The organism is Micromonospora alfalfae (genome assembly GCF_022230925.1).
GTDB lineage: Bacteria > Actinomycetota > Actinomycetes > Mycobacteriales > Micromonosporaceae > Micromonospora > Micromonospora alfalfae.
The window spans coordinates 1-26,275 of record NZ_JAKKFH010000041.1; the positions used below are offsets into that span (position 1 = coordinate 1).

The following is a 26,275-nucleotide window of genomic DNA, read 5'->3' on the forward strand; positions in this document are numbered from 1 at the left end:
CCCGCCGCCCGCCGCCCGCCGCAAGATCGTGCTCGATCCTGGATGTAGTGGTATCGGGCGGCGTCGAGGCCACTATTTCCAGGATCGAGGGCGATCTTGCGCCTGTTCGCGGGGCGTGGTCGTCGGACGGGCCCCACCTTGCGGGTCTCCGGGTTCGACCCACGAGGTCCCGGTCGCATCAGGTCCGCCCGCACCAGGTCCGCGCGCAGCAAGGTCCGCGCGCATCAAGGTCGGCGTCGGCGCGCCAGATCCACTCGGGTTCAGGGAAAAGGGGGTGTCCCTGGCGTGCGGACACCCCCTTTTCAAGAAACCGGAGTGGATCAAGCCACGGAGCCGCCTCGGGTACGAGAACGGTCAGAGGCGGCAGGCGTGGATGTTGGTGACGAGGATGGCGCGGGCGCCCAGTTCGTACAGTTCGTCCATGATGCGGTGCACGTCGTCGCGGAGCACCATCGCCTGCACCGCCACCCAACCTTCGCGGTGCAGCGGCGACACGGTGGGCGACTCGATGCCGGGGGTGAGCCCGCTGGCCCGGTCCAGCAGACCGGCCGGCACGTCGTAGGCGAGCATCACGTAGCGGCGGGCCACCAGCACACCGTGCAGGCGGCGCAGCAACTGCTCGGCCTGCGGTTGCGCGGGCGCGCCGGCGCGCCGGACCAGCACCGCCGACGAGCGCAGCAGGGGCTCACCGAAGACCACAAGACCCGCCTGGCGCAGGGTCGCGCCGGTTTCCACCACGTCCGCGATGACGTCGGCGACACCGAGGCGTACGGCGTTCTCCACAGCGCCGTCGAGGCGGATCACGTCGGCCTTGACGCCCACGTCGCCGAGGTGCCGTTCGACCAACCCCGGGTACGCGGTGGCGATGCGGTGGCCGCCCAGCTCCTGCACGGAGGCGATGTCGTCGGGGCGGGCGGCGAAGCGGAAGGTGGCCCGACCGAAGGCGAGGTCGACGACCTCCTCGGCCGGCGCGGCCGAGTCGATCAGCAGGTCCCGGCCGGTGATCCCTAGGTCGAGGTCACCGGAGCCGACGTAGGTGGCGATGTCCTTCGGGCGCAGGTAGAAGAATTCGACGTCGTTGGCCTCGTCCCGGCAGACGAGGTCCTTGGGGTCGGTGCGCTGGCGGTAGCCCGCCTCGCGCAGCATCTGGGCGGCCGGTTCGGCCAGGGTGCCCTTGTTGGGAATGGCGACACGCAGCATGACGGAGTGCTCCTTCGATCCGGTTGGCGATCAACAGGGGTGGGGGCACTCACAGATGTCGGTAGACGTCCTTGAGGTCGAGACCGCTGGCGAGCATCAGCACCTGGACCTGGTAGAGCAGTTGGGAGATCTCCTCGGCGGTTCGCTCCGGCCCCTCGTGCTCGGCGGCCATCCACGACTCGGCCGCCTCCTCGACGACCTTCTTGCCGATGAAGTGCACGCCCTTGTCCAGCGCGGCGACGGTGCCCGAGCCCGGGGTGCCGGCGGCGGCCTTGGCCTGCAGCTCGGCGAACAACTCCTCGAACGTCTTCACGGGGAACGATTCTTCCAGCCACCCGGGCGGCACCGCGCGTCCGGGTCCGTCGAAATCCAGTAAGCGGACAATTCCCTACCAACATGGTGGGACAATTGTCGATCGATGCCCATGGAGCTCTACGCTGTCCGCCATGGCCAGCCGCTCACGTCTTCTCGCGCTCACCTTCGCCGGTGCCGTCGTCGTAGCCACCGCCGGATGCGCGCCACAGGACGAGAAACCCACCCCCACTGTCACCGCAGCGCCGTCCTGCGCCAAGGACAGCCTGCCCACGCGTACGCCGGGCAAGCTGACCATCGCCACCGACCAGCCCGCGTACGAGCCGTGGTTCGCCAAGGACAAGCCGGACAGCGGCGAGGGCTTCGAATCCGCTGTCGCGTACGCGGTGGCCGAGAAGCTCGGCTACGCCCGCGCCGACGTCACCTGGATCCGGGTCAAGTTCGACACCGCCATCGCGCCGGGGCCGAAGGACTTCGACTTCGACATCAACCAGTTCTCCATCACCGACGAGCGCAAGCAGGCGGTCGACTTCTCCGCGCCGTACTACCTGGTGCGGCAGACCGTCATCGCGTTGAAGTCCTCGAAGATCGCCGGCCGGAAGTCGCTGGCCGAGCTGCGGGACGCCCGGCTCGGCGCGCAGGTCGGCACCACCAGCTACCAGGCGATCACCGACGTGATCAAGCCAACCGCCAAGCCGCACGTCTACAACAGCAACGACGACGCCAAGAAGGCCCTTCAGAACGGACAGCTCGACGGTCTCGTGGTCGATCTTCCGACCGCCTTCTACATCACCGGTGCGGAGATCACCGACGCGACGATCGTCGGGCAGGTGCCGCAGGTCGGTACGCCCGAGGCGTTCGGGTTGCTGCTGGACAAGAACTCCCCACTGACCTCCTGCGTGAGCGGCGCGGTCGGTCAGCTCACCACGGCGGGCACCCTGAAGGAGCTGGAACAGAAGTGGCTCGCGCAGGTGGCGGGGGCGGCCGAGCTGCGGTGACGCTCCTGGATCAGGTGCCCTCGGAGGCGCAGCTGCGGCGGTCGGCGTACCGGCGTCGGCAGACCGTCTACAGCGTGCTCGTCGCGGCGTCCTCGACGGCGGCGCTCGGCACGCTGCTGGTGATCGCGGTGACCGGAGCGCCGGGCTGGAACCGGGTCCGGCGCTCGTTCCTGGATCCGGAGATCGCCCGCGACGCGCTGCCGACGGTGCTGAGCGGGCTGTGGCTCAACGTACGGCTGCTGGCCTGCTGTGCGGTCGGCGCGCTGCTGCTCGGGCTGGTGATCGCGGTGCTGCGGACGCTACGCGGGCCGGTCTTCTTCCCGGTCCGCGCGCTGGCCGCCGGCTACACCTACACCTTCCGCGGCCTACCGTTGATCATCGTCTTGTACCTGCTCACCCTCGGCGTGCCGGGGCTGCGGTTGCAGGGCATGCCGCCGGTGCTGGTGCTGGGTGGGATCGCGTTGGTCCTCACCTACGGCGGCTACCTCGCCGAGGTGTTCCGGGCCGGCATCGAGTCGGTGCACTCCAGCCAACTCGCCGCGGCCCGCTCGTTGGGCCTGACCTACCGGCAGACGATGCGGCACGTGGTCCTGCCGCAGGCCGTCCGCCGGGTGGCGCCACCCCTGCTCAACGACGTGGTGGCGTTGCAGAAGGACGTCGGGCTGGTCTCGCTGGCCGGGCCGATCGACGCGGTCCGCGCCGCGCAGATCGCCACCGCCCAGACCTTCAACTACACGCCGTACGTCGTGGCGGGGGTGCTCTTCGTGCTCCTCGCGATCCCGCTGATCGCGGTCACCGACTGGGTGACGCTACGCGCTGCCCGCCGACAGTCGGGAGGCTGACCCATGGCGTTGTTGCGCTGTCGGGGCCTGCGCAAGGAGTTCGGCGGGCACGCCGTGCTCGACCACCTCGATCTGACCGTCGCCGAGCATCAGGTGGTGGCAGTGATCGGCGCGTCCGGGTCCGGCAAGTCGACCCTGCTGCGCTGCGTCAACCTGCTGGACGATCTCGACGACGGCACCATCGAGTTGGACGGGGAGGACATCTCCGATCCACGGGTGGACCCGGACCGGGTCCGGCGGCGGATCGGCATGGTGTTCCAGGCGTACAACCTCTTTCCGCACCTGAGCGTGTTGGACAACATCACTCTCGCGCCGCGCCGCGTACACGGGCGGGGCCGGGCGGAGGCCGAGGCGCAGGCCCGGGAGCTGCTCGACCGGGTGGGGCTCGGCGCCAAGGCGGACGCCTACCCGGACCGGCTCTCCGGCGGGCAGCAGCAGCGGGTGGCCATCGTCCGGGCGCTGGCCAACTCACCTCGACTGATGCTGCTCGACGAGGTCACCTCCGCGCTCGACCCGGAGCTGGTCGGCGAGGTGCTGGCGATGATCCGCGACCTGAAGGCCGACGGCATGACAATGGTGCTGGCCACCCACGAGATGGGCTTCGCCCGGGAGGTCGCCGACCAGGTGTGCTTCCTCGACGCCGGGCGGGTCGTCGAGAGCGGCCCGCCCGGGCAGGTGCTCGGCGAGCCGACGCAGCCTCGTACCCGGCAGTTCCTGCGCCGGATCATCGAGGCCGGCCGTCTCTGAAGGCCCGCCTTCAGAGACGGCCGAGGCGGCGGCGCCAGAGACGGCCGAGGCGGTCGAGGCGCCAGAGGCGTCAGCCGCCGAAGCCGACTCGCTGGGCGTTGCCCGCCGCAACGGTCCGCACGGCCAACGCCGCGTCGAGCGCCGCCACCGTGGCGGCCCAGCCCTTGTCCTCCGCCGAGCCGGGCAGACCGGCGCGGTCGCGGGCCTGCTCGATGGTCTCCACCGTCAACACTCCGTGCGCCACCGGCTTGCCCTCGTCCAACGCCACCCGGGTCAGCCCGTCGGTGACCGAACGGCAGACGTAGTCGAAGTGGGCGGTGGAACCCCGGACCACCACGCCGAGGGCGACCACCACGTCGCAGCGGCGGGCGAGGGCCTGCGCGACCACCGGCAGCTCGACCGAGCCGGCAACCCGGGCGACCACGGAACGCGCGCCGCACGCCTCGGCGGCTGCCACCGCACGCTCCAGCATGTGGTCGGTCAGCTCGCCGTGCCAGCGGGCGGCAACGACCCCGACGGTCAGCCCCGCGGCGTCGACCGCCTCGACTCCCGGCTCACCGAAACCCGCCATCGTCATGCTCCGATCTCGTCGTTGGCGACCGGACGCCCCAGCGGCGCCTCGGACACCTCGTCCAACTCGTCCAGCAGGTGACCCATCCGGTCCCGCTTGGTGCGCAGGTAGCGCATGTTCTCCGGGTGCGCGCCGACCGGCAGCCCCTCGCGGCCGGTGATGGTCAACCCGTACCCCTCCAGCCCGGCCCGCTTGGCCGGGTTGTTCGTCAGCAGCCGCATCGACCGCACGCCCAGGTCGTAGAGGATCTGCGCGCCGGTGCCGTAGTCGCGTGCGTCGGCCGGCAGACCCAGGTCGAGGTTGGCGTCGACGGTGTCGCGGCCCAGGTCCTGCAACTGGTACGCCTGCAACTTGTGCAGCAGGCCGATGCCGCGTCCCTCGTGCCCCCGGACGTAGAGCACCACGCCCCGGCCTTCCTGCCCGACCCGAGCCAGTGCGGCATCCAGCTGCGGCCCGCAGTCGCAGCGCAGCGAGCCGAACACGTCCCCGGTCAGGCACTCGGAGTGCACCCGGACCAGCACGTCCTGGCCGTCACCGAGGTCACCCAGCACCATCGCGACATGTTCGGCCGGGTCGTGCTCGGCGCGGTAGCCGAGCGCCCGGAAGACCCCGTGCTTCGTCGGCATCCGGGCGTCGGCGACCAGCTCGACCTGCTTCTCGGTACGCCGACGGTAGGCGATCAGGTCGGCGATGGTGACCAGCGTGAGGCCGTGCTCGGCGGAGAACTTCTCCAGGTCCGGCAGGCGCATCATGGTGCCGTCGTCGTTCACCAGCTCGCAGAGCACGCCGGCCGGACGCAGCCCGGCGAGCCGGGTCAGGTCGATCCCCGCCTCGGTGTGCCCCGGTCGGCGCAGCACCCCGCCCTCGCGAGCGCGAAGCGGCACCACGTGCCCGGGGCGGGACAGGTCGGTGGGGTCGGTCGCCGCGCCGGCGAGCAACCGGCTGGTGTGTGCGCGGTCGGCCGCCGAGATGCCGGTGCTGACCCCCTCGCGGGCGTCCACTGTCACCGTGTACGCGGTGCCGCGCCGGTCCTGGTTGGTGTGGTGCATCGGCGGCAGGTCGAGCCGGTCGGCTTCGCTCTCGGTCAGCGCCACGCAGACGTACCCGGAGGTGTGGCGGACCATGAACGCCATCAGCTCCGGCGTGGCCAACTCGGCCGCGAAGATCAGGTCGCCCTCGTTCTCGCGGTCCGCGTCGTCGACCACGACGACCGGCCGGCCGGCCGCGATGTCCGCGACCGCCTGCTCGATATCCCCAAAACTGGTCATGCGACAGCCTCCGTGTAGATGGGCGTACGGACGGTCGCCGGTCGGGCGGCGCGGGAGGTGCGCCACCAGGCGGCGAAGCCCCAGACGCAGAGGGCGCCGTAGATCAGGTACATGACGGCCGAGGGGTAGAACCCGCCGCGCAGCAGCAGCGGCACGCCCACCGCGTCCACGGCGATCCAGAGCAGCCAGAACTCCACCCAGCCGCGGGCCATGCCGTACGTGGCCAGCAGGCTGCCGGTGAGGATCCAGGCGTCGGGCAGAGGGCCCCACGAGCCCAGGGCCTTGAGCAGCGGGTACGCCGCGGCGGTGCCGATCACGGCGGCCACCAGCAGCATCAGTCGCTCCCGTCCGGTGGCCCAGCGCGGCACGACCGCGGCCTGCCCGGCGTCGGCGCGACGGTTGCGCTGCCAGCGCCACCAGCCGTAGACGCTGACCGCGAAGAAGAACACCTGCCGGCCGGCCTGCCCGTACAGGTCGTGCTCCTGCGGGGTGGCGAACACCCCGCCGAGGAAGACGGTGAGGAGCAGCGCGTTACCGATCATGCCGACCGGCCACGCCCAGACCAGCCGGCGCAACCCGAGCAGCGCCGAGACCAGCCCGAACGCGTTGCCGACGATCTCCCTGGCCAGCACCGGAGAGCCGGCTACGTGCACCTGGGCGTCCAGCAGCCAACTGAGCGGACCCATCACGCCACCCCGCCCGGCTGCGCGGCAGCCCCGCTGGCGTCGGCGTGGGTGAGCCGGTCGCCGAGCAGCCGCTCGACGTACTTGGCCAGCACGTCGACCTCCAGGTTGACCGGGTCGCCGACGCCCTTCGCGCCGAGCGTGGTCAGCTTCAGCGTGGTCGGGATCAACCCGACGGCGAACTCGTCCGCGCCGACGGCGACCACCGTCAACGAGACACCGTCGATGGTGATCGAGCCCTTCTCCACCACGTACCGGGACAGGGCGGCGGGCAGTCGGAACCGGACGGTCTCCCACTGCTCGGCCGGCTCCCGGGAGATCAGCTCACCGACGCCGTCGACGTGGCCCTGCACCAGGTGCCCGCCGAGCCGGCTGCCGAGCGCGGCGGCCCGCTCCAGGTTGACCGGGTCGCCGGGGCGCAGCGCGCCCAGCGCGGAGCGGCGCAGCGTCTCCCCCATCACGTCGGCGGTGAAGACACCGTCGGCCACCTCCACGACGGTCAGGCAGACACCGTTGACGGCGATCGAGTCGCCGTGCCGGGCGTCGGACGTGACCAACGGGCCGCGTACGCCCAGCAGCGCCGAATCGCCTGCCGTCGGCGCCACCCGGACGATCTCGCCCAATTCCTCGATAATGCCGGTGAACATCTCAGCCCTCCCTTTTGCGGGGCAAAGCGGTGATCCGGAGATCCGGACCGATCTGCGTAACGTCGACGAACTCCAGATCGATGGCCTCGGCGATGGTGGTCACTCCCGCGTCGACCAGAGCGGTCGGGCCGGCGCCGAGCAACCGCGGCGCGACGTACCCGACGATCTTGTCGACCAGGCCGGCCTCCAGGAACGCGCCGGCCAGCCGGGGGCCGCCCTCCAGCAGCACCGCACGGACCCCGCGCTGGTGCAGCGCCGCGAGCAGCGCCGACAGGTCGACCCGGCCGTCCGGGTCGGCGCCGACCTCGTCGGCGGTCGCGATCCACGTGCGCGCGGCGCCGTCGCGGACCCGGGCGTCAGCCGGGGTACGCCCCGAGCTGTCCACCACCACCCGCAGCGGCTGCCGGATGGCCAGGCTGCCGTCGCGCAGGTTGCGGGCGGTCAACCGGGGGTCGTCGGCGAGCACCGTGCCCACCCCGGCGATGACCGCGTCGACGGTGCCGCGCAGCGCGTGCACGTCGATCCGGGCCGCCTCCGAGGTGATCCACATGCTGGTGCCGTCCACCGCGGCGGAGCGCCCGTCGAGCGTGGCGGCGTACTTCCAGATCACGTACGGCCAGCCGCGGCGCATCGAGGTCAACCACGCGACGTTGCCGGCCTCGGCCTCCTCGCCGCGTACCCCCAGATCGACCCGGACCCCGGCGGCGCGCAAGGTGGCGGCGCCCCCGGAAGCGACAGGGGTCGGGTCGGGTACGGCGATGACCACCCGGCCCACCCCGGCCTGGACGAGCGCGGAACTACAGGGGCCGGTGCGGCCGGTGTGGTCGCAGGGTTCCAGTGTGACGACAGCTGTGCCGCCCTTGGCCCGCTGCCCGGCCTGCGCCAGGGCGACGATCTCGGCGTGCGGCCCCCCGGCGTAGGCGTGGAAGCCCTCGCCCACCACCTCGCCGTCGGCGTCGAGGAGCACGCACCCGACCACGGGGTTGGGGCTGGTGGTGCCGAGCCCGCGCGCTGCCAACTCGATCGCACGCCGCATCGCCTCATCAACGGAGACGCTGGCCATCGCCCTGCCCCTGCCCTCTCACTCGCCGGTCCGCGCGCGGGCGGTCAGGGAGGCGGTGGCCATGGGGCCACTGGCAGGCGGTGGCGGATTCCGGGAACGGCACAGCCGCCCCGGGAGGGTCGGCACGGCACGCTGAAGCCAGCGGCCGGCTCGGACCCGTCCGTCCCGCGCGCTGTCTCCCATCCGGACTGTCTGGGCGCGGACGAACCGCCCCCAACCGTCGGCCCCGGATTTTCACCAGGTCCACCGGACGGCAGAGCCGTCCGGGTCGCGGGCTGACCACGGTTGGACCGTGGATCACCGCCGGTTCGGAATTTCACCGAGTCCCGCCAGCGCGTGGTGGGTACACGGGAAGTCTTACACGCCGATCCGGCTCTGCCGCCACCTAGGCGAGCTACTTCACAGCGCTATCACGCTCAGGTGACGCCGCGACGCCGGTCCACCGCCACGTAGGAGCCCGGTTGACTCTTGGCCACCGTCTTCATCTCCGAGGCCACCGCTATCGCTTCGAGCGGGTCGGTGAACCGCTTGCCGGCGTCGGAGAGGGACACCCCGATGGAGAGCGTGACCAGGGCAGCCCGCCGGATGTTGCCGCGCCGATCCTTCAACTCGACGAAGCCGCGCTCCCGGTCGGTCTGGTCGTAGAGCGTGTCGGCGGCGTTCTCGAAGTCGACGACCGCCCGGGACGTCAGTGGGCGCACCTGGTCCGGGGCGCAGACGATGACGAAGTCGTCACCGCCGACGTGACCGAGGAAGGCCGGTGGCAGGCCGACGCCCACCACCGCCCGGTGCAGGCTGCGGGCCAGCGCGGAGATGAAGTCGTCGCCACGCACGAAGCCGTACCGGTCGTTGACGCTCTTGAACCGGTCGATGTCGACGTAGCCGACGGCGTAGTCCACGCCGTTTCGGACCCGATCGCTGATCTCCCGACGGATCCGGCTGTTGCCGGGCAGCCCGGTCAGCGGGGAGACCTCCCGGAACTCCTTGTTGCGGCGCAACGTGGACGAGACCCGGGCCACCAGCTCCGCGGTGTCGAACGGCTTGACCAGGTAGTCGTCCGCGCCGGCGCTGAGCCCGTGCACCTTGTCGACCGTCATCCCCTTGGCGGTCAGCATGATCACCGGAAGAGCGGACGTCATCGGGTCGGCGCGCAGCCGGCGGGTCAGCTCCAGCCCGTCGATCCGGGGCATCATGAGGTCGACCACCGCCAGGTCCGGCCGCTGGCGCTCGATGACCTCCAGCGCCTCCTGGCCGTCGTTGGCGTGGATCACCTCGAAGCCGTGCAGCCGCAGGTTGAACTCGACGAACCGGGCGATGTCCTCGTCGTCGTCGACGACGAGAATGATGTCCTTGCGGTCGGCCTCGGGCTCCACCTCAGGCCCCGGGCGCCGCGCGTTCCGCCAGTGCCCGCAGGTGCCGTACCGCCTCTGCCGGGTCGGCGGCCCCGTACACGGCGGTGCCGGCCACGAACGCGTCGGCGCCCGCCGCTGCCGCCTGCTCGATGGTGTCGGCAGCGATACCGCCGTCCACCTCGATGCGCAGCTCCAGGTGCCCGGCCGACGCGTGCCGCCGGGCCGTCCGCACCTTCTCCAGCAGCTGCGGAATGAACCGCTGCCCACCGAAACCCGCCTTGATCGTCATGATCAGCAGGGTGTCGAAGCTGGGCAACAGGTCCAGGTAGGGCTCGATCGGGGTGTCCCGGTCGATGGCCAGGCCCGCCTTCGCACCGGCCGAACGCAGGTCCTTGGCGAGCGCCACCGGGTCGTCGGACGCCTCCGCGTGGAAGGTGACGTTGTACGCCCCGGCGTCGGCGTACCCGGGGGCCCACCGGCGCGGGTCCTCGATCATCAGGTGCACGTCGAAGGGCATCGCCGTGACGGCCCGCAGGCTCTGCACCACGGGCAGCCCAATGGTCAGGTTCGGCACGAAATGGTTGTCCATCACGTCGACGTGCAACCAGTCCGCGGCGTCCTCGACGGCACGGACCTCTTCGGCGAGTCGGGCGAAATCGGCGGCCAGGATGCTCGGCGCGACGATCGGCGGCGGTACGGTCACGGGGCCAGTGTACGAACGTGGCCACCCGCCACCCGCATCGCGGCACCTTTGGGGACGCCCTGTGACCCAGCAATGACCATTGGTGCAGAATTGGACGCTCCGGACCTCCGAATCCGGACGAACAGACATCAGCCACTGGCCGATCGACGGAAACGCGACGACACTCCAACCGGGACGGTGCCGTAGGCTGCACGCCCGCCGGGGTCTCGCCGCGGGGCGCGGCGACCGGCCGCCAGCTCCCGGGAGGGCGGACGATGCGACGGTGGCTTCCAGCGCTGGTGCTGGCCAGCGTCACGACGATGCTGCTGGCCGGCTGCACGCCGGCCCGGGGCGCGGACGGTGATCTCACCGACGACTGGCCGACGCTGCGGGTTCCGAAGCCGTTCACCCCCGCCACCGACACCTGCCTGCCGCGGATCGCCACTGTCGTGCAGGCCAGCACGTACGAGACGGTGGACTGCGCACGCAACCACCTGGCCGAGACCATCCACGTCGGCACCTTCGTCGGGCCCGACGCGCTGACCGAGGCCCGACCGGAACCCGGATCTTCGGCGCTGCGCACGGCTCGCGCCGAGTGCGACCAGCGGGCCCGGCAGGTGCTCGGCGGCGACTGGCACACGGCCCGACTCGCGCTGTCCCTCGCGTTGCCGTCCACGGCCGCCTGGGCCGGCGGCGCCCGCTGGTTCCGCTGCGACATCAGCGAGACCGGCAGCATCGACAACACCCGCCCGGTGAACCGCACCGGCAGCCTGCGCGGCGCGTTGATCGGCGACACGCCGCTGACGCACCGCTGCTTCGACCCCAAGCTGATCGGCGACAACCTCAACTACATGGCGCCGGTGCTCTGCACCGAGCCGCACCGCGCCGAGTTCGTTGGCGTCTACGAGGAACGTGACATGAGCTGGGCGGAGTTCGCCAAGTCCGCCGAACAGGCCCACCAGCGCTGCATGGCGCTGATCGCCGAGTACGCCGCGGTGCCCAACAACAGCGAGCTGCCGTACCGGGCCGGGTCCATCTACTACCCGCCGTCGCAGCGGGAGTGGGAGGAGGGCGACCGTGGAGTGCGCTGTTTCCTGTGGAGCGACGACCGCAAACTCACCCGCTCGATGCGCGGCGCCGGTCCCGAGGGACTGCCCGCGATCTGAGCATCGTTGCCGTATGCTGCTGCGCCGTGGCGCTATCGACCGGCCGGGTCCGGTCGGGGGCCAGCAGCGGCGGGAGGTCGGGATGCGACGGTGGCTGGCGGCGTTCGCCGGGGGTGGGGCGCTGGCCCTGGCGCTGGCCGGGTGCGGCGCACCCGCCGGCATCGACAGTGACCTCATCGACGACTGGCCGGCGCCCGTCGCGGCGCAGCAGTTCGTCCCCGCTGCCGACGTCTGCCACCAGAGCTCCCAGCAGGTCGGCTTCCTGACCGGCTACAACCCGACGGCGTGCACCGAGGCGCACCGGGTGGAGACCATGCACGTCGGCACCCTCACCGGCCCGGGCGCCGACGGCGGCACGCCCCCGCAGCCCGGCTCGGCCGGCATGCGGGCCGCGCAGACCGGGTGCGACACGGCTGTCAACAAGGCGGTGGGGGCCGACTGGCGTTCCGGGCGACTCGGCCTGACCGTCGTGCTGCCGTCGCCGCAGGCCTGGTCGGGCGGAGCCCGCTGGTACCGCTGCGACGTCACCGAGATCGCCAGCATCGACGACACGGCGGTCGACCTGCGCACCGGCACCCTCCGGGGCGCGCTGTCCGGAGCGGCCCCGCTGGCGTACCGCTGCTTCAACCCGAAGCTGGTGAAGGACGACATCGACGAGATGGTGCCGGTCTCCTGCACCGCGAAGCACCACGCCGAGTTCGTCGGCGTCTGGCAGGCGCCGGACACCAGCTACGCCGAGTTCACCCGCAGCACCAAGCGGACCCACCGGGCCTGCCAGACGATGATCGCCAAGTACGCCAAGGTTCCGGACAACTCCCAGCTCGACTTCCGCGCCGGCACGATCTACTACCAGCCGTACGAGGAGGAGTGGCGCAACGGGAACCGGGGCGTGCAGTGCTTCCTCTGGATCTCCGACCGGAACCTGACCCGCTCGATGAAGAACGCCGGCACCAAGGGCCTCCCGGTCACCTAGGGCCTGTGTCAAAGCCCTCGGTCGAGCCGAGCGTGAACGCACGGCGTCCGGCCGGTCGGCTGACCGGCCGGACGCATGGAACAGATCAGCCTCGGCGCAGGACGGCGAGGAACATCGCGTCGGTGCCGTGGCGGTGTGGCCAGAGCTGCACTGTCGGCCCGTCACCGAGACCGGGCATGCCGGCCGGCAGCAGCGGGCGGGCGTCCACGAAGTCCACCGGAACCCCGCTACGGCGGGCCGCCTCGGTCACCGTCACGTGCGTCTCGACGGTGTGCGGCGAACAGGTGACATAGGCGACCAGGCCACCCGGGCGGACCGCCCGCAGCGCCGCGCCGAGCAGTTCCCGTTGCAGCCGGGTCAGCGGCGGCAGGTCGGACGGTTGGCGACGCCAGCGCGACTCCGGCCGACGACGCAGCGACCCCAGCCCGGTACACGGCGCGTCGACAAGCACCCTGTCGAAGTGCTGCTCCGGCAGTTTCGGGTCGCCGCCGACCTCACGGCCGTCCATGGTCAGCACGGCCACCGGCAGGTCCCGGGTCGCCAGGGAGACCAGCCGGGCGCGGTGCTCGGCCACCTCCACCGCTGTCACCCGGGCACCCCGCTGCGCGGCCAACGCGCCGAGCAGCCCGGCCTTGCCACCCGGGCCGGCGCACAGGTCCAGCCACCGTCCGTCCGGGCCGTCCAGCGGCGCGTCGGCGAGCGCGGTGGCCACCAACTGGGAGCCCTCGTCCTGGACGTGGGCCCGGCCGTCGACCACCGCCGGGATGTCGCCCGGCGACCCGCCGGGCAGATAGACGGCGTACGGCGAGAAGGCACCCGGCGCACCACCGACCTGGTCGGCTAGCTCGACCGGGTCGATCAGGCCGGGCCGGGCGCACAGGTGCACCGGCGGGCGCTCATTGTCCTCGATCAGGAGACGCTCCGTCTCACCCAGATCGCCGCCGAGCGCCTCGGAGAAGGCCCGCACGATCCACTGCGGGTGGCTGTACGCCAGCGCGAGGTGCCCGACCGGGTCGGTCTCCATCGGTGGAGCGAGCTTCGCCACCCAGGCGTCCGCGTCACGGGTGGACACCTCGCGCAGCACCGCGTTGGCGAAACCGGTGGCGCCCGGTGCTACCGAACGGACCAGATCCACAGTCGAGGAGACAGCGGCGTGCGGGGGCACCCGGGTGTGCAGGAGTTGGTACGCCCCGAGCCGCAGCGCGTCGCGTACCGGCGGGTCGATCCGGGCCACGTCCCGGCCGGCAGCGTCGGTCAGGATCGCGTCCAACGTGCCCAGGTGGCGCAGGGTGCCGTAGGTCAGCTCGGTGGCGAAGGCCGCGTCCCGACCGAACAACCCCTCTTCCCGCAGGATGATGGGCAGCACCAGGTTGGCGAACGCGTCGTCCCGGTGCACCGCCGCCACCGCCTCGTACGCGGCGCGGCGCGGTCGGTCCAGCGGTGGTCGGACCGGACGCCGGTCCCCGCCACGGCCGGTCGACGGGCCGGAGCGCGTCGGTCGGGTTCCCTCCGGTGCCGTCACGCGAAGTCCTCTCCAGTGCCGACCCGGACGCCGCGCGCCCAGTCGGTAGCGTCCATCGCCCGCTTGCCCGCGGCGCGGACCTCGCCGAGACGTACCGGCACTGTCGCCGTGCCGGCCAGCACCCGGGACTTCTCCACCAGCAACTCCCCCGGCTTCAGCTCGGGGCCGTCGGGCACCGGGACGACCGGGCCGAGTTTCACCCGCTCGTCGCGGAACGTGGTCCAGCCACCCGGAGCGGGCGTGCAGGCCCGGATCCGCCGGTCCACGGCGAAGGCCGGGTCGCTCCAGCGCACCCGCGCGTCATCCACTGTCAGCTTCGGCGCCAGCGACACCCCGTCGGCCGGCTGCGGCTCGGCGCGGGCGGTGCCGTCGGCGATCGCGTCGAGCACCGCCACCAGCAGCCCGGCGCCGGAATCGGCGAGCCGCCCCAGCAGGTCGCCTGAGGTGTCGGTGGCGCGGATCTCGTCGGTCAGCGTGCCGTAGACCGGGCCGGTGTCCAGGCCCTCCTCCAACTGGAAGACGCTGGCCCCGGTCAGCTCGTCACCGTGCAGCACGGCGTGCTGCACGGGTGCGGCGCCACGCCACGCGGGCAGCAGGGAGAAGTGCAGGTTGATCCAGCCGTGCCGGGGGATCTCCAGGGCCGCCGGCGGCACCAGCGCGCCGTAGGCGACCACCGGCACGCAGTCCGGCTCCAACTCGCGCAGCCGGTCGAGGAACTCCGGCTCGCGGGGGCGGGCCGGTGTGAGCACCTCGACGCCGTGCTCGTCGGCCCACGCGCCGACCGGCGAGCGGGACAGGCCCCGCCCACGCCCGGCGGGCGCGTCGGGTCGGGTGACCACTGCCACCAGCTCGTGTCGGGAGGCGGCGACGGCGGCCAGGGCGGGAACGGCGACGGCCGGCGTACCGGCGAAGATCACGCGCATCCGGGTCAGCGCCCCAGACCGAAGGGGTCGCTGATGTGCGGGCTGAGCTTGACGGTGGGCGGGGCCGCCGCGTCGTACCACTCGGCCTGGCGGATCGCCTTCATGGCTTCCTTGCGCCCCTCCGGGTCCAGTCGGTCCAGGAAGAGCACCCCGTCGAGGTGGTCGGTCTCGTGCTGCACGCAGCGCGCCATCAGGCCGGTGCCGACGATCTGCATAGGGTCGCCGAACGAGCTGAAGCCCTTGGCGACGACGTTCTGCCGACGTTTGGTGTCGAAGTAGAGCCCGGGGATGGACAGGCAGCCCTCTGGGCCGTCCTGCTCCTCCTCGTCGGGGAACTCCAGCACCGGGTTGATCAGGTGCCCGAGGACGTCGTCGACGTCGAAGGTGAACACCCGTAGGCTCACACCGAGCTGCGGCGCGGCCAGGCCGGCGCCGTTCTGCTCACGCATCGTGTCGGTGAGGTCGGCGACGAGCCGACGTAGCTCGGCGTCGAAGTCGACCACCGGATCGGCCGGCGTGCGCAGCACCGGATCCCCAAACAGACGGATGGGCTGGACGGTCACGCGGGACGGCTCCTTCTTCGGGTGGACGAGCGGTGCCGTACCAGTCTACGGAGTGCCCGGCCGGACACCGGGCGGCGCACCTCGCTCAACCACCGCCGGTGTGCCCAGCGTCACCGGCGGACTCCCCGGCCAACAGCTCCCGCACCCGCTCGGCGTCCGGGTGGCCGAGATCGTCGAGGATGACCAGTGCCCGCCGCCAGGTGCGCGCGGCGCCGGCCGCGTCCCCCACCGCCTGCCGGCTCTCGCCGAGCCGCGACAGGGTGTCCGCCTCGTCGTAGCGGTCGCTGACCCGCCGGTACAGCCCGAGGGCCCGCTGGAAACAGCGGATCGCGGCCCGGTGGTCGGCCAGTCGGGCGTGGATGAAGCCGAGGCTGTCCCAGGTGTTCGCCTCGCCGTGCCGGTCGCCCGTCGTCCGCAGCAGCGCCAACGCCTCCCGGCAGTGCCCGAGCGCCGGCTCGTACTGGCCGAGCTGGGCGTACGCCCACCCCACCGCGTTGCGGGCGCTGGCCTCCCCGGCGACGTGCCCGGAGGCCCGGTACAGCGCCAGCGCCCGCTCGCTCTGCTCCAGGGACTCGGCGTGCCGACCGAGCCCGTCGAGCATCGCGCCGAACGCCCGGTGGGTGCGGGCCTGCCCGGTGTGGTCAGCCAGCTCCGCGAAGATCACCAGGGCCTGCCGGTAGTTCCTCGCCGCCTCGTTCACCCGGCCCAGGCGGGACAGCACCCGGGCGAGGTCGCGGTGGGCGTTCGCCTGCCCCTGTCGGTCGCCGGCCCGCTGCGCCCCGGCCAGGGCGTTGCGCTGGGCCACGGCCAGGTCCGGCCACCGCCCTCGGCGTTGCAGGAAGTCCACAAGTGTCCAGGCCAGCTGCCACGCATGGCAGTCGAACCCGACCCGTCTCGCGTGGGCGACCGCCGCCAGCAGCACCGGGTACTCGACGCTGAACCAGGCGAGCGCCTGATTGAGGTCGGCGATCTCCTCGGGGAGCACACCCGGCGCGGCGGCGGTGAGGGTGACCGGGTCCCGTCCCGGTTGCAGCAGCAGCGCCGCCGCGTGCGCGGTGTGCAGGTAGTGGTCCAGCCCACGCCGGATCGTGGCCCGCCGGACCCCCTCCGGTTCGAGGCGTTCGACCTGCTCGGCCGCGTACGCCCGGAGCAGGTCGTGCGCGCCGAACCGGCCGGGGGCGTGCTCGGTGACGAGGTGCGCGTGGGCCAGCTCGGCCAGCAGTCGGGGCACCTGGGCCCGAGGCAGCCCGGCCAGACTGGCCGCCGCGGCGAACCCGATGTCCGGTCCGGGATGGCAGCCGAAGAGCCGGAACAGGCGGGCCGCCGCCGGGGTCAGGCTCCGGTACGACCAGGAGAAGACGGCCTGCACGTCGGTGCCGGCGTCCCCTCCGTCGAACGAGTCGAGTGGTCGCGGCGCCGCCCGCAGTTCGGCCGCGAGGGTGGCCAGCGGGAACGTCGGCTTCTCCGCGGCTCTCGCGGCGAGCACTGCCAGCGCCAGCGGCAGCCGCGCACACCGCTCGATGATCTCGTCCACCGCCTGCGGCTCGGCCGCCAACCGGTCCGTGCCGAGCCGCCGGGCCAACAGTTGCCAGGCCTCGGCGGCGCTGAGCAGGTCGACGCCGATCGGCCGGGCGCCTTCGGCGGCGATCAGCCCGGCGAGCCGGTTGCGGCTGGTTACCAGGACCAGGCAGGTCGGGCTGCCGACCAGCAGGGGTCGGATCTGGTCGGCGTCACGGGCGTTGTCCAGCAGCACCAGCATCCGGCGGCCGGCGAGCAGGCTGCGGTAGAGGCCCACCTGCGCGGGCAGGTGGGTGGGGATGCGCTCGGGCGGCACCTCGAGTGCCTCCAGGAAACCGCGGACCGCCTCGACGGCCGTCACCACAGTTCCGGTGGCGTCGAACCCGCGCAGGTCGACGTAGAGCTGGCCGTCCGGGAAGCGATCGGCGACCCGGTGCGCGAAGTTCACGGCGAGGGTCGTCTTGCCGACCCCGGCCGTACCGGACAACGTCATGACGGTGACCGACGCCACGCCGTCGTCCTCGGACCCCCCGGCGCGAGCGCATGCGTCGTCGAGCTGGGCGAGTTGGGCCGCACGCCCGACGAACCCGGGCAGCGCCGGGGGCAGTTGGCGGGGTGTCGGGAACCGGTGAAGCGTGGCGTCGGCGCCTGGGCCGCCGGCCCTGGCCCGCGCCGCCGCCCGCCGGGTGGTGGCCCGGTCGCGGTTCGGGCTGCGACGCCGCTCCTCGACCCGGTCCCGCGCCGTGGCCAGCACCCCCTGTTCGGCGGGGGTGGCCCCGAGCAGTCGGATGAGAGCGTCGAACCGTTCCGGCGGCGGCAGGATGTTGCCGGCGAAGTACTCGCCGATGATCCCGCGCGACCAGCCGGTCTTCGCGGCCAACTGCCGGTACGTCAGCAGGGTCTCGCCCTGCTGACGGGCTTCTCGGCGGCGTAGCTGGCGCAGCAGTCCGGCCAACTCGGGCAGTGTCTGCGCCTCGGTGCCGGCGCGGGCCAACTCGGGTGACCCATGTGACGTCTGATGAGTGCCGGAAGGTATCCACTGCTCAGACATGCGACCCCCACCCCGGTCATCCGGCCCCCCGGATGCGCACGGGCAGGGTAATTCCGGCCCCGCGCCGCTCGATAGATGGTTGCCAATGTATGACAGTTCCACTACGGACGGTTTCCCCGTCCGGCGGTGTCCAACGGTGTCCAGGCCCGTCCAGGATCCGTCCCGAGGCGTCGACACCAGTGCCACCGTCCTGGTGCGGGCCCGGCCCGCTCCACGACACCTGGGGGAAGAGGTACCCGATGATCCGTCCACAACCGACCACCCGACGCCCCGTGGCGCTGTTGCGTCGCGTCGCCATCACCGCGATCGGTCTCACGCTGCTCGCCGCGGGCCTGACCACCACCCCGGCCGCCGCCGCACCGGGCGGCAAGGCCACCACCGCCGGATCCTTCGTCGACAGCACACCGGTGCCCGGCGGCTTCGCCTCCTGGTCGGAGTTGCTCGGGCTGCAGCAGCGCATGAACACCGCCGCCGAGCGGATCACGAAGGTGGCCGAGCGCAGCCCGAACTCCGGCTTCGCCGGCATCGTCGCCGACCCCACCACCCGCCACCTCCAGGTCTACTGGAAGGGTGAGCCGCCGGCGAGCCTGGTGACCACCGCCCGTTCCACCGTCGCCACCACGGTGCTGCCCGCCGCGTACTCGCAGCGGGAACTGCTTGCCGCAGCCGATCGGCTGCGGGCCAAGGCCGGAAACGAGATCACCACTGTCGGGCCGCGCGCCGACGGCGCCGGCCTGCTCGTCGGCACGCAGGACGGGCTGCTCGGCGCGACGGCCATGGCCGGCGTGCCGGTGACCGTGCAGACCAGGGTCGCCGCCGCGCCCGCGACGCGGTGGGACGACAGCGCGCCGTGGTGGGGCGGTGCCGCCTGGCGCAACGCCACCACCGGCGGTGGCTGCTCGACCGGCTTCGGGGTCTTCAAGAACGGGAACGCGCGGATCCTCTCCGCCGCGCACTGCGGCAACCTCAACAACGTCGCGACCGATCCGACCGGCCAGTCGATGGGCACCGTCAGCACCCGCAACGCCGGCACCGACACCCTGCTGTTGTCGGCCGGCGCCGGCGGCCGGGTCTTCAACAACAGCACCGCCGCGAACGGCGACGTGGTCAGTGAGTTCAGCAACCAGGTGATCGGCGCGTCGGCCAGCCAGGTCGGCAACTGGGTGTGCACCTCGGGCGCGTACTCCGGCACCCGCTGCTCGATCCAGGTGAAGGCCCGCAACCTCTGCATCAACGTGCGCGACTTCGGTCAGGTCTGCGGCCAGGTCCAGGCGGAGAACACCACAGTCGCCAACGCCGTCGGTCAGGGCGACAGCGGTGGCCCGGTGGAGATCGTGAACGCTGCGAACACGCTCCAGGTCTGGGCGACCGGCACCACCACCGCCATCGACGACACCTTCACGTCGACGACCTGTACCGGCTACGTGAAGACCGGCCGGGTCTGCGCCTGGCGGTTCTACTACGAGGACATCTTCTCCGGCATGGCCGGCGTCGGCGCCACGGGCGTCGTCCTCGGCTGAGACGTCGCGGCGACCGCCGTACGACTCGGTGGCCGGGCCGGCGCGCGCACCCCGCGCGTCGGCCCGGCCTCACGCCGGTTCAGACGCTGGCGCCCGGGTCCCCGGCGAGCACCGCGTCGCCGCGGAGCAGCGCGGGCTCGGGCAGCGGCAGTTGGATCTTGTGAGCCGCCTCCCAGTCGTAGATCAGACCCGGGCGCACCTGGGCGGCGAAGTAGTCGATAGCGGTCATCCCACCCACCACCGGCTCGTCGACCTCGGCGACCAACTGGGCCGGGACCATGGAGAACCCGTTCTGCAGGGCAGCGCTGAGGCGGCGATGACCGTCGACGACGAAGAAGTACTCACCGGTGAACCCGATCTTCAACGGTTCGAGGGCCTCGTCGCCGGCCTCGGCCACCCCACCGACGAAGTCGGTGTCCCACAGACCCCGCAGGGTGGCGATGTCCTCGGTCGGGTAGACCCGGGCCGGGTCCAGCAGCAGCAGCGGCGGCCCGTCGCGCAGCACCTCGGCACCGAGCGTGCCCTCGTACGCGGCCACGATGTGCTCGATCACCTCGCTGGCGGTGGCCCGGGTGGTGTCACAGATCAGGTCGTAGTTGCGCAGACGGGCCTTGTCCACCCCGTAACGGATGATGAACCGGCTGCGCTCGCTCGCGCTGCGCTCCCGGAGCTTGGCCTTGGCCTCGTCCAGCGAGGCGTAGCTCTCGGCCGGGCCGGACGGTCGGGCGAGCACCCGGCGGGCCGCCTCGCCCGGCTCGGTGATCATGTGCACCTTGAGCGCGTCGGTGAAGAAGTGCCAGGCCAGCCGGGAGTCCATGATGAGGCGCTCACCGGAGGCGGCGATGTCCCGCTGGAGCTGGTCGACGTAGCCGTCGACGGCCTGGTCGAGCTCGGCGTGCAGATTGAGTTGCAGGGCGGTCATCTGCCGCTGCTGCGCCATCTCCCGGTAGAGGTCCCCCACGCTGACCCGGCGCATGCCGAGCCGCTTGGCGATCTCGACCGACACGGTGCTCTTGCCGCTGCCGAGGTCGCCGTTGAAGACGATCGATTGTCCAACGGTCACGACTGGTCCACCCCTGATCACCGGCTCACTGACATCATCGACCTCGCGCCCGACCGACGCGTTCCCGCCATCGTCGCGCCATCCCGCGACGGCTCCAGCTTGGCGCGGCTGACGCCCCCTCGCGACCTGGAGCCCGTCGTACGCCTTGGCATGACGGGCGATGCTACCACTCGGACGCCACCGCTCTGCCGGACGCGGTGTGCGAGGGCCGCCGGCAGCGGGCGAGGTCCGCGACCGCCGGCACCGGCCGAAACGCCTCAGAACAGGCTCAGCGGATCGACCTGGAGACGAACCGGATCGGCGGCCTTGCGGGCGGCCCGGACGCCAGCGGCCGAGTGCAACGCCTCGGCGAGCGCTGCGGCCCGGGCCCGGGGCACCCGGACCAACATCCGCTCCCGGCCCTCCTCGGCCGGGACCGGCCCGAGCACCTCGGCGTCGTCCGGCAGCCGGGCCGCCGCCAGCAGGTCCGCCACCGCCTCGGCCGCTCCGGTGACGCTCGCCATCCGCACGGCCGGCGGGAAGCCCAGCTCGCGACGCTCGGCCAGCTCCCGACCGGCGAACCAGGCGGCGTCCCAGCGCAGCAGCGCCTGCACGGGGGCGAGCGCGCCGTCGGCGACCACCACCACCCGACCGGCCGGCGCAGGGCGGGCCAGGGCCGCCGCCGCCAGCCAGCGGCGCAGCGCCTCCTCACCGGCGCGCAGGTCGGCCCGGGTCAGCAGGGCCCACGAGTCGAGCAGCAGCACCGCGCCGTAGCCGCCCTCGGCGACCGGCTCGGCGCCCGGGGTGGCCACCACGAGGGCCGCGCCACCCGGCACGTCGGTCAGCACCTCCTCGCGCCCCGAGGTGCGCACCGGGACGTCGGGGAACGCCCGACCCAGCTCCTCGGCGGTCCGCCGAGCCCCGGTCACCGCTGCCCGCAGCCGCCGCCCACCGCACTCCGGGCAGGCGTACGCGGCCGCCACCCTGGCGCACCACCGGCAGGCCGGCGTGCCGCCGGCCGAGGGCAGCGCGAGCGGGCCGGCGCAGTGCGCGCAGCGGGCCGGAGTGCGGCACTCGGCGCAGGAGATCGACGGGAGGTAGCCGCGGCGGGGCACCTGCACCAGCACCGGCAGGTCCTGGCGGAGCGCGTCGCGGGCAGCCGTCCAGGCCAGGCTGGGCAGCCGGGCGGTGGCGGCCCCGGGGTCGCGGGCCAGTTGCGGGTCGTCCCCGGTCGGCGCGATGGCCGGGATCCGCGCCCGCACGGTGGCCCGGTCGGCGACCACCTCCGGGGCCCAGCCCGTCTCCACCAGCAGCTGCGCCTCGGCCGTCCGGGCGTACCCGCCGACCAGCGCGCCGGCCTCGGCGAGGTGGGCGCGGGTGAGCAGCACGTCGCGGGCGTGCGGGTAGGGCGCCCGGGGCTCGGAGTGCAGGTCGTCACCGTCGTCCCAGACGGCGACGAGGCCGAGCCGGGCCACCGGGGCGAACATCGCCGCCCGGGTGCCGATCACCACCGGCACCCGGCCACGGCGAGCGGCGAGGAACGCCCGGTAGCGCCGGGCCGGACCGAGCGCGGCGGAGAGGGTGACGTGCCGCCCCGGGCCGAGGACGCCGGTGAGCGCCGCGTCGAGGCGGTCGAGGTCACGCGCGTCGGGCACCACGACCACCGCGCCGCGCCCACCGGCGACGGTGGCCGCCACCGCGTCGGCGTAACGGGCCGCCCAGTCCTCACCGGGCAGCGCCGACCAGACCGCGCGGGGCGCACGGCCGTCGACGAGCGCCCGCAGCAGGGCCGGGCCGGCCGGGTAGTCGCGCCACCCGCGTGGGTCGAAGGCCCCGGTGGGGGCCGTCGGGGTGGGTGGCTCGTCGTGGGGCTCCTTCTCCACCCGCGCGTGCCGGGGTGGCACGGCGAGCCGGAGCACGTCGGCGAGGCTGCCCGCGTACCGGTCGGCGACCGCCCGGGCCAGCCGGGCGACCTCGGGGGCCAGCACCGGCTCCGGGGAGACCACCTTCTCCAGGTACGCGAGGCGGCCGGTGTGCCCGGAGTCGTCGGCGCGTGACAGCAACCACCCGTCGACGAGTTGCCCGGCGAAGCGCACCTTCACCCGGGTACCGGGCACCGCCACCTCGTCCAGCTCCGCCGGCACCAGGTAGTCGAACGGCCGGTCCAGGTGCGCCAGTCCGACATCCACGCAGACGCGTGCGACCGGCGACCCATCAGCGGGTCGCCGGTCGCTGCGCTTGGTGGCGGTCAGGCTCCCGCGGCCGACTTGAGGTCGGCGGCCCGGTCGGTGCTCTCCCAGGTCAGGTCCGGCAGCTCCCGGCCGAAGTGGCCGTACGCGGCGGTCTGCTGGTAGATCGGGCGGAGCAGGTTGAGGTCCCGGATGATCGCGGCCGGACGCAGGTCGAACACCTCGGTGACGGCCTTCTCGATCGAGGAGACGGGCACCGTCTCGGTGCCGAACGTCTCGATGAAGAGGCTCACCGGGTGCGCCTTGCCGATCGCGTAGGCGACCTGCGCCTCGCACCGCTCGGCCAGGCCGGCGGCGACCACGTTCTTGGCCACCCAGCGCATCGCGTACGCGGCCGAGCGGTCCACCTTCGACGGGTCCTTGCCGGAGAACGCGCCGCCACCGTGGCGGGCGTACCCACCGTAGGTGTCGACGATGATCTTGCGGCCGGTCAGCCCGGCGTCGCCCATCGGACCGCCGATCTCGAACCGGCCGGTCGGGTTGACCAGCAGCCGGTAACCGTCGGTGTCCAGGCCGAGGCTCTCCAGCTCCGGGGCGATCACGTGGTCGCGCACGTCCGGGGTGAGCAGCGAGTCCAGCGAGATGTCGGCGGCGTGCTGGCTGGACACCACAACGGTGTTCAGCCGGACCGGGCGCAGCCCCTCGTACTCGATGGTGACCTGGGTCTTGCCGTCCGGCCGCAGGTACGGGATCGTGCCGTCCTTGCGCACCGCCGAGAGGCGGCGGGCCAACCGGTGCGCGAGCGCGATCGGCAGCGGCATCAGCTCGGGCGTCTCCGAGCAGGCGAAGCCGAACATCATGCCCTGGTCGCCGGCGCCCTGCGCGTCCAGCGCGCTCTCCGACGCACCGGTGCGCAGCTCGAAGGCGTTGTCCACACCCTGCGCGATGTCCTCGGACTGGGCGCCGATGGAGACGCTGACCCCACAGGAGGCGCCGTCGAAGCCCTTCTTCGACGAGTCGTAACCGATGTCGAGGATGGTCCGGCGGACGATCGTCGGGATGTCGGCGTACGCCTTGGTGGTCACCTCACCGGCGATGTGCACCTGACCGGTGGTGATCATGGTCTCCACTGCCACGCGGCTGTGAGGGTCCTCGGTCAGCAACGCGTCGAGGATGCCATCGCTGATCTGGTCAGCGATCTTGTCCGGGTGGCCTTCCGTGACCGATTCGGACGTGAAGAGACGGCGTGTCACGGCACTCCTAAGCGTGTGAGGTCGTTCCGCGGCAGTCTAATCACCACTGCGGCCGGTGTCGGGATCGGTCGCGCCCTGTTCCACCCGTCAGGAGCGGCCAGGCAGCCGCGCCACGACGAGGTCCCACACGGCGTCGGCCACAGCTTCCTTGGCCTGCTCGGGCAGCCGGCTGACCGAGCCGTCCGCGCCGATCACCGTCACCGTGTTGGTGTCGGCACCGAAGACCAGATCCGGACCGACCTCGTTGACCACGATCAGGTCGGCCCGCTTCCGGGCGAGTTTCGCCCGGCCGTTGGCCTCGGCGTCGCCGGTCTCGGCGGCGAACACCACCAGCACCTGCCCTGGTCGTTTGCGCTGGCCGAGCTCCGCCGCGATGTCCGGGTTCGTGACGAGTTCGATGGTGGGTGCGACACCGTCGTCCGACTTCTTGATTTTGCCAGTCGCGTACGTCGCGGGCCGGAAATCGGCCGGAGCCGCCGCCATCACCACCGCGTCGGCCTCGACGGCGGCCTTGACTGTCGCCTCCCGCAACTCGGCGGTGGTGCCCACCCGGATCAGGTCGACACCGGCCGGGTCGGCGAGGCCGACGTTGGCCGAGATCAGTGTGACCCGGGCACCCCGGGCGACCGCCGCGCGGGCGAACGCGTACCCCTGCTTGCCCGACGAACGGTTGCCCAGGAAACGCACCGGGTCGAGGGGCTCGCGGGTGCCGCCGGCGGTGACGACCACCCGGCGACCGGCCAGGTCGGCGGGGGCGGAGTCACCGCGGGCCAGGAGCCGGCCGGCGACGGCGAAGATCTCCGCCGGGTCGGGGAGCCGCCCCTTGCCGGTGTCGGCGCCGGTGAGCCGGCCGACAGCGGGCTCGATGACCCGCACTCCCCTGGAGCGCAACGTGGCGACGTTGGCGACCGTGGCGGGGTGCTCCCACATCTCGGTGTGCATGGCCGGGGCCAGCAGGACCGGGCAGCGGGCGGTCAGCAGGGTGTTGGTCAGCAGGTCGTCGGCGAGGCCGTGGGCGGCCTTGGCGAGCAGGTCGGTGGTGGTCGGCGCGACCACCACCAGGTCGGCCTGCTTACCGAGCCGGACGTGCGGCACCTCGTGGACGTCGGTCCAGACGTCGTCGGCGACCGGTTGACCGGAGAGCGCGGCCCAGGTCGGCGCTCCAACGAAGCGGAGCGCCGACGCGGTTGGCACGACCCGAACCCGGTGACCCGATTCGGTGAAGAGTCGCAGCAGCTCACACGCCTTGTAGGCGGCGATGCCGCCGCCGACCCCGAGGACGATCGAGGCGGACATCGGCCAGCGGGGGCTTACGGCTGGTCGGTCGGCTCGGCGGTGAGCAGGCCCGAGTTGATCTCGCGCATGGCGATGGAGAGGGGCTTCTCCTGCGGGGTGGTCTCGACGAGCGGGCCGACGTACTCCAGCAGACCCTCACCGAGCTGGCTGTAGTAGGCGTTGACCTGGCGCGCGCGCTTGGCGGCGAAGATGACCAGCGCGTACTTCGACGTCGTCTTCTCGAGGAGCTCGTCGATCGGCGGGTTGGTGATGCCTTCGGGGTTGGCGATGGATCCCACGAATTAACCTCTGCGTCTTTCGAGCCGCGCGGACGCGGTGCTGAGTCTCAACGGCGGCCGACCGTCAGCCACGCACGCGCGACCAGGCCGGATCCGGATAAGAAGAACCGAGTAAGCCTACCAGCTCCTCGACCACCCGTTCGGTGTGGTCGTGGGTCAGCGCGTGCTCGACGGTGGCGGCCACCGTGGCGTCGGGCGCGTACCCGGGTGGGCTCAGCAACACCAGCCGGGCATCGGGCAGGCGCGCCCGGACCAGTGGGACGCCGCGCAGGTCGAGCGGGAGCAGCACCTGCTGCCCGGCGTCGAGCCGGGCGCGTAGCGGCGGGTACGGGGTGCCCCGGCGGTGCGAACCGATCCGGGACCACTCCAGCAGCTCGCCGTCGACGATCCGCCGATCGAACTCGGCGGGGGCGAGGAAGACGCGGTCCACCCCGTCGATCTCCGACTCCCGGCGCGGCCTGGTGGTTGCCGCGACCGGGATCCACACGGACGGAGAACGCGCCCGGACGAGCTCGACGACACTCTCCCTGCCGGAACCCGAAGGTCCAGCCAGGACAGTGAGCCGAGCCGCCGGGCGCGCCTCGTCATCCGTGCTCACTGCTTGTTTCTACACGCT

General features: G+C 72.5%; 25 protein-coding genes and 1 riboswitch. Of the genes, 6 read left to right on the forward strand and 19 right to left on the reverse strand.

Going from position 1 to position 26,275, the window contains the following annotated elements; genetic code table 11:
- Positions 1-354: 354 nt before the first annotated feature.
- The gene (gene hisG / locus MED01_RS28445) at positions 355-1,200 is read right to left on the reverse strand and encodes an ATP phosphoribosyltransferase (RefSeq protein WP_238671583.1); all 846 of its coding nucleotides are present in this window, start codon (positions 1,198-1,200) and stop codon (positions 355-357) included.
- A 49-nt stretch (positions 1,201-1,249) separates the two neighbouring features.
- On the reverse strand, positions 1,250-1,513 hold the full coding sequence (locus MED01_RS28450) for a phosphoribosyl-ATP diphosphatase (RefSeq protein WP_110566078.1): 264 nt from the start codon (positions 1,511-1,513) through the stop codon (positions 1,250-1,252).
- Positions 1,514-1,646: 133 nt separating this feature from the next.
- On the opposite strand from MED01_RS28450, the gene MED01_RS28455 reads away from it, so the two are divergent.
- From MED01_RS28455 to MED01_RS28465, 3 genes are read left to right on the forward strand one after another with little or no spacing between them, the layout of a single operon-like run.
- Positions 1,647-2,510 (forward strand): ABC transporter substrate-binding protein, encoded by an 864-nt coding sequence (locus MED01_RS28455; RefSeq protein ID WP_238671584.1) that lies wholly within the window; start codon positions 1,647-1,649, stop codon positions 2,508-2,510.
- A complete protein-coding gene (locus MED01_RS28460) occupies positions 2,507-3,352 on the forward strand; it encodes an amino acid ABC transporter permease (protein WP_372493741.1) in 846 nt (281 codons plus the stop codon). The genes MED01_RS28455 and MED01_RS28460 overlap by 4 nt, the downstream gene beginning before the upstream one ends.
- A gap of 3 nt (positions 3,353-3,355) precedes the next feature.
- Positions 3,356-4,099 (forward strand): amino acid ABC transporter ATP-binding protein, encoded by a 744-nt coding sequence (locus tag MED01_RS28465; protein ID WP_274526410.1) that lies wholly within the window; start codon positions 3,356-3,358, stop codon positions 4,097-4,099.
- A gap of 70 nt (positions 4,100-4,169) precedes the next feature.
- Here the strand turns inward: MED01_RS28465 and ribH are convergent, their stop codons facing one another.
- From ribH to rpe, 7 genes are all read right to left on the reverse strand, one after another.
- Complete coding sequence (ribH, locus tag MED01_RS28470; RefSeq protein WP_091401939.1) at positions 4,170-4,670, reverse strand: 6,7-dimethyl-8-ribityllumazine synthase; 501 nt, start codon at positions 4,668-4,670, stop codon at positions 4,170-4,172.
- Positions 4,671-4,672: 2 nt separating this feature from the next.
- Positions 4,673-5,938, reverse strand: coding sequence for a bifunctional 3,4-dihydroxy-2-butanone-4-phosphate synthase/GTP cyclohydrolase II (locus MED01_RS28475; protein WP_238671585.1), 1,266 nt, complete (start codon positions 5,936-5,938; stop codon positions 4,673-4,675).
- Positions 5,935-6,624 carry a nicotinamide riboside transporter PnuC gene (gene pnuC / locus MED01_RS28480; RefSeq protein WP_112584599.1) on the reverse strand — a complete coding sequence of 230 codons (690 nt, stop codon included), beginning with the start codon at positions 6,622-6,624 and terminating at the stop codon, positions 5,935-5,937. Before pnuC ends, MED01_RS28475 begins: the two co-directional genes overlap by 4 nt.
- Positions 6,624-7,268, reverse strand: a complete 645-nt coding sequence (locus MED01_RS28485) for a riboflavin synthase (protein WP_238671586.1) — start codon at positions 7,266-7,268, stop codon at positions 6,624-6,626. Before MED01_RS28485 ends, pnuC begins: the two co-directional genes overlap by 1 nt.
- 1 nt (position 7,269) lies before the next feature.
- The gene (gene ribD, locus MED01_RS28490; protein ID WP_238671587.1) at positions 7,270-8,331 is read right to left on the reverse strand and encodes a bifunctional diaminohydroxyphosphoribosylaminopyrimidine deaminase/5-amino-6-(5-phosphoribosylamino)uracil reductase RibD; all 1,062 of its coding nucleotides are present in this window, start codon (positions 8,329-8,331) and stop codon (positions 7,270-7,272) included.
- Between the two features lie 167 nt (positions 8,332-8,498).
- A riboswitch (FMN riboswitch) is annotated at positions 8,499-8,669 on the reverse strand.
- A gap of 78 nt (positions 8,670-8,747) precedes the next feature.
- Complete coding sequence (locus MED01_RS28495; RefSeq protein ID WP_238671588.1) at positions 8,748-9,704, reverse strand: response regulator; 957 nt, start codon at positions 9,702-9,704, stop codon at positions 8,748-8,750.
- 1 nt (position 9,705) lies between these two features.
- Positions 9,706-10,386 carry a ribulose-phosphate 3-epimerase gene (gene rpe / locus MED01_RS28500; protein ID WP_238671589.1) on the reverse strand — a complete coding sequence of 227 codons (681 nt, stop codon included), beginning with the start codon at positions 10,384-10,386 and terminating at the stop codon, positions 9,706-9,708.
- Between the two features lie 254 nt (positions 10,387-10,640).
- On the opposite strand from rpe, the gene MED01_RS28505 reads away from it, so the two are divergent.
- A complete protein-coding gene (locus MED01_RS28505; protein ID WP_238671590.1) occupies positions 10,641-11,531 on the forward strand; it encodes a septum formation family protein in 891 nt (296 codons plus the stop codon).
- 82 nt (positions 11,532-11,613) lie between these two features.
- Positions 11,614-12,504, forward strand: coding sequence for a septum formation family protein (locus tag MED01_RS28510; RefSeq protein ID WP_238671626.1), 891 nt, complete (start codon positions 11,614-11,616; stop codon positions 12,502-12,504).
- Positions 12,505-12,589: 85 nt separating this feature from the next.
- On the opposite strand, the gene MED01_RS28515 is transcribed toward MED01_RS28510, so the two are convergent.
- The 4 genes from MED01_RS28515 to MED01_RS28530 all read right to left on the reverse strand — a co-directional run bounded on the left by MED01_RS28515 (position 12,590) and on the right by MED01_RS28530 (position 18,081).
- Positions 12,590-14,068: an RsmB/NOP family class I SAM-dependent RNA methyltransferase gene (locus MED01_RS28515; RefSeq protein WP_274526412.1), complete on the reverse strand. Its 1,479-nt coding sequence runs from the start codon at positions 14,066-14,068 to the stop codon at positions 12,590-12,592.
- Complete coding sequence (gene fmt, locus MED01_RS28520) at positions 14,023-14,949, reverse strand: methionyl-tRNA formyltransferase (RefSeq protein WP_238671592.1); 927 nt, start codon at positions 14,947-14,949, stop codon at positions 14,023-14,025. Before fmt ends, MED01_RS28515 begins: the two co-directional genes overlap by 46 nt.
- A gap of 5 nt (positions 14,950-14,954) precedes the next feature.
- Positions 14,955-15,512, reverse strand: a complete 558-nt coding sequence (gene def / locus MED01_RS28525; RefSeq protein WP_091401921.1) for a peptide deformylase — start codon at positions 15,510-15,512, stop codon at positions 14,955-14,957.
- Positions 15,513-15,597: 85 nt separating this feature from the next.
- Positions 15,598-18,081, reverse strand: a complete 2,484-nt coding sequence (locus tag MED01_RS28530) for an ATP-binding protein (RefSeq protein WP_238671593.1) — start codon at positions 18,079-18,081, stop codon at positions 15,598-15,600.
- Between the two features lie 239 nt (positions 18,082-18,320).
- On the opposite strand from MED01_RS28530, the gene MED01_RS28535 reads away from it, so the two are divergent.
- The gene (locus MED01_RS28535) at positions 18,321-19,601 is read left to right on the forward strand and encodes a chymotrypsin family serine protease (RefSeq protein WP_238671594.1); all 1,281 of its coding nucleotides are present in this window, start codon (positions 18,321-18,323) and stop codon (positions 19,599-19,601) included.
- Positions 19,602-19,680: 79 nt separating this feature from the next.
- On the opposite strand, the gene MED01_RS28540 is transcribed toward MED01_RS28535, so the two are convergent.
- The 6 genes from MED01_RS28540 to MED01_RS28565 all read right to left on the reverse strand — a co-directional run bounded on the left by MED01_RS28540 (position 19,681) and on the right by MED01_RS28565 (position 26,257).
- Entirely contained in the window at positions 19,681-20,664 is a 984-nt protein-coding gene (locus MED01_RS28540) for an AAA family ATPase (protein ID WP_238671595.1), read from the reverse strand.
- 257 nt (positions 20,665-20,921) lie between these two features.
- Entirely contained in the window at positions 20,922-22,895 is a 1,974-nt protein-coding gene (locus MED01_RS28545; protein ID WP_274526413.1) for a primosomal protein N', read from the reverse strand.
- Positions 22,892-24,085: a methionine adenosyltransferase gene (gene metK, locus MED01_RS28550; RefSeq protein WP_091401916.1), complete on the reverse strand. Its 1,194-nt coding sequence runs from the start codon at positions 24,083-24,085 to the stop codon at positions 22,892-22,894. The genes MED01_RS28545 and metK overlap by 4 nt, the downstream gene beginning before the upstream one ends.
- 87 nt (positions 24,086-24,172) lie before the next feature.
- Entirely contained in the window at positions 24,173-25,381 is a 1,209-nt protein-coding gene (gene coaBC / locus MED01_RS28555) for a bifunctional phosphopantothenoylcysteine decarboxylase/phosphopantothenate--cysteine ligase CoaBC (protein ID WP_238671597.1), read from the reverse strand.
- 14 nt (positions 25,382-25,395) lie between these two features.
- Positions 25,396-25,659, reverse strand: coding sequence for a DNA-directed RNA polymerase subunit omega (rpoZ, locus tag MED01_RS28560; protein WP_030335666.1), 264 nt, complete (start codon positions 25,657-25,659; stop codon positions 25,396-25,398).
- Between the two features lie 64 nt (positions 25,660-25,723).
- Positions 25,724-26,257 (reverse strand): nucleoside/nucleotide kinase family protein, encoded by a 534-nt coding sequence (locus MED01_RS28565; RefSeq protein ID WP_238671598.1) that lies wholly within the window; start codon positions 26,255-26,257, stop codon positions 25,724-25,726.
- Between the last annotated feature and the right edge of the window lie 18 nt (positions 26,258-26,275).

Bases quoted from the DNA above. Each gene is read 5' to 3' on its own strand.
- hisG (WP_238671583.1), bottom strand. From the start codon at position 1,200: ATGCTGCGTGTCGCCATTCCCAACAAGGGCACCCTGGCCGAACCGGCC.
- MED01_RS28455 (WP_238671584.1), top strand. From the start codon at position 1,647: ATGGCCAGCCGCTCACGTCTTCTCGCGCTCACCTTCGCCGGTGCCGTC.
- MED01_RS28465 (WP_274526410.1), top strand. From the start codon at position 3,356: ATGGCGTTGTTGCGCTGTCGGGGCCTGCGCAAGGAGTTCGGCGGGCAC.
- ribH (WP_091401939.1), bottom strand. From the start codon at position 4,670: ATGGCGGGTTTCGGTGAGCCGGGAGTCGAGGCGGTCGACGCCGCGGGG.
- MED01_RS28475 (WP_238671585.1), bottom strand. From the start codon at position 5,938: ATGACCAGTTTTGGGGATATCGAGCAGGCGGTCGCGGACATCGCGGCC.
- pnuC (WP_112584599.1), bottom strand. From the start codon at position 6,624: ATGGGTCCGCTCAGTTGGCTGCTGGACGCCCAGGTGCACGTAGCCGGC.
- MED01_RS28485 (WP_238671586.1), bottom strand. From the start codon at position 7,268: ATGTTCACCGGCATTATCGAGGAATTGGGCGAGATCGTCCGGGTGGCG.
- ribD (WP_238671587.1), bottom strand. From the start codon at position 8,331: ATGGCCAGCGTCTCCGTTGATGAGGCGATGCGGCGTGCGATCGAGTTG.
- MED01_RS28505 (WP_238671590.1), top strand. From the start codon at position 10,641: ATGCGACGGTGGCTTCCAGCGCTGGTGCTGGCCAGCGTCACGACGATG.
- MED01_RS28510 (WP_238671626.1), top strand. From the start codon at position 11,614: ATGCGACGGTGGCTGGCGGCGTTCGCCGGGGGTGGGGCGCTGGCCCTG.
- fmt (WP_238671592.1), bottom strand. From the start codon at position 14,949: ATGCGCGTGATCTTCGCCGGTACGCCGGCCGTCGCCGTTCCCGCCCTG.
- MED01_RS28530 (WP_238671593.1), bottom strand. From the start codon at position 18,081: ATGTCTGAGCAGTGGATACCTTCCGGCACTCATCAGACGTCACATGGG.
- MED01_RS28535 (WP_238671594.1), top strand. From the start codon at position 18,321: ATGATCCGTCCACAACCGACCACCCGACGCCCCGTGGCGCTGTTGCGT.
- coaBC (WP_238671597.1), bottom strand. From the start codon at position 25,381: ATGTCCGCCTCGATCGTCCTCGGGGTCGGCGGCGGCATCGCCGCCTAC.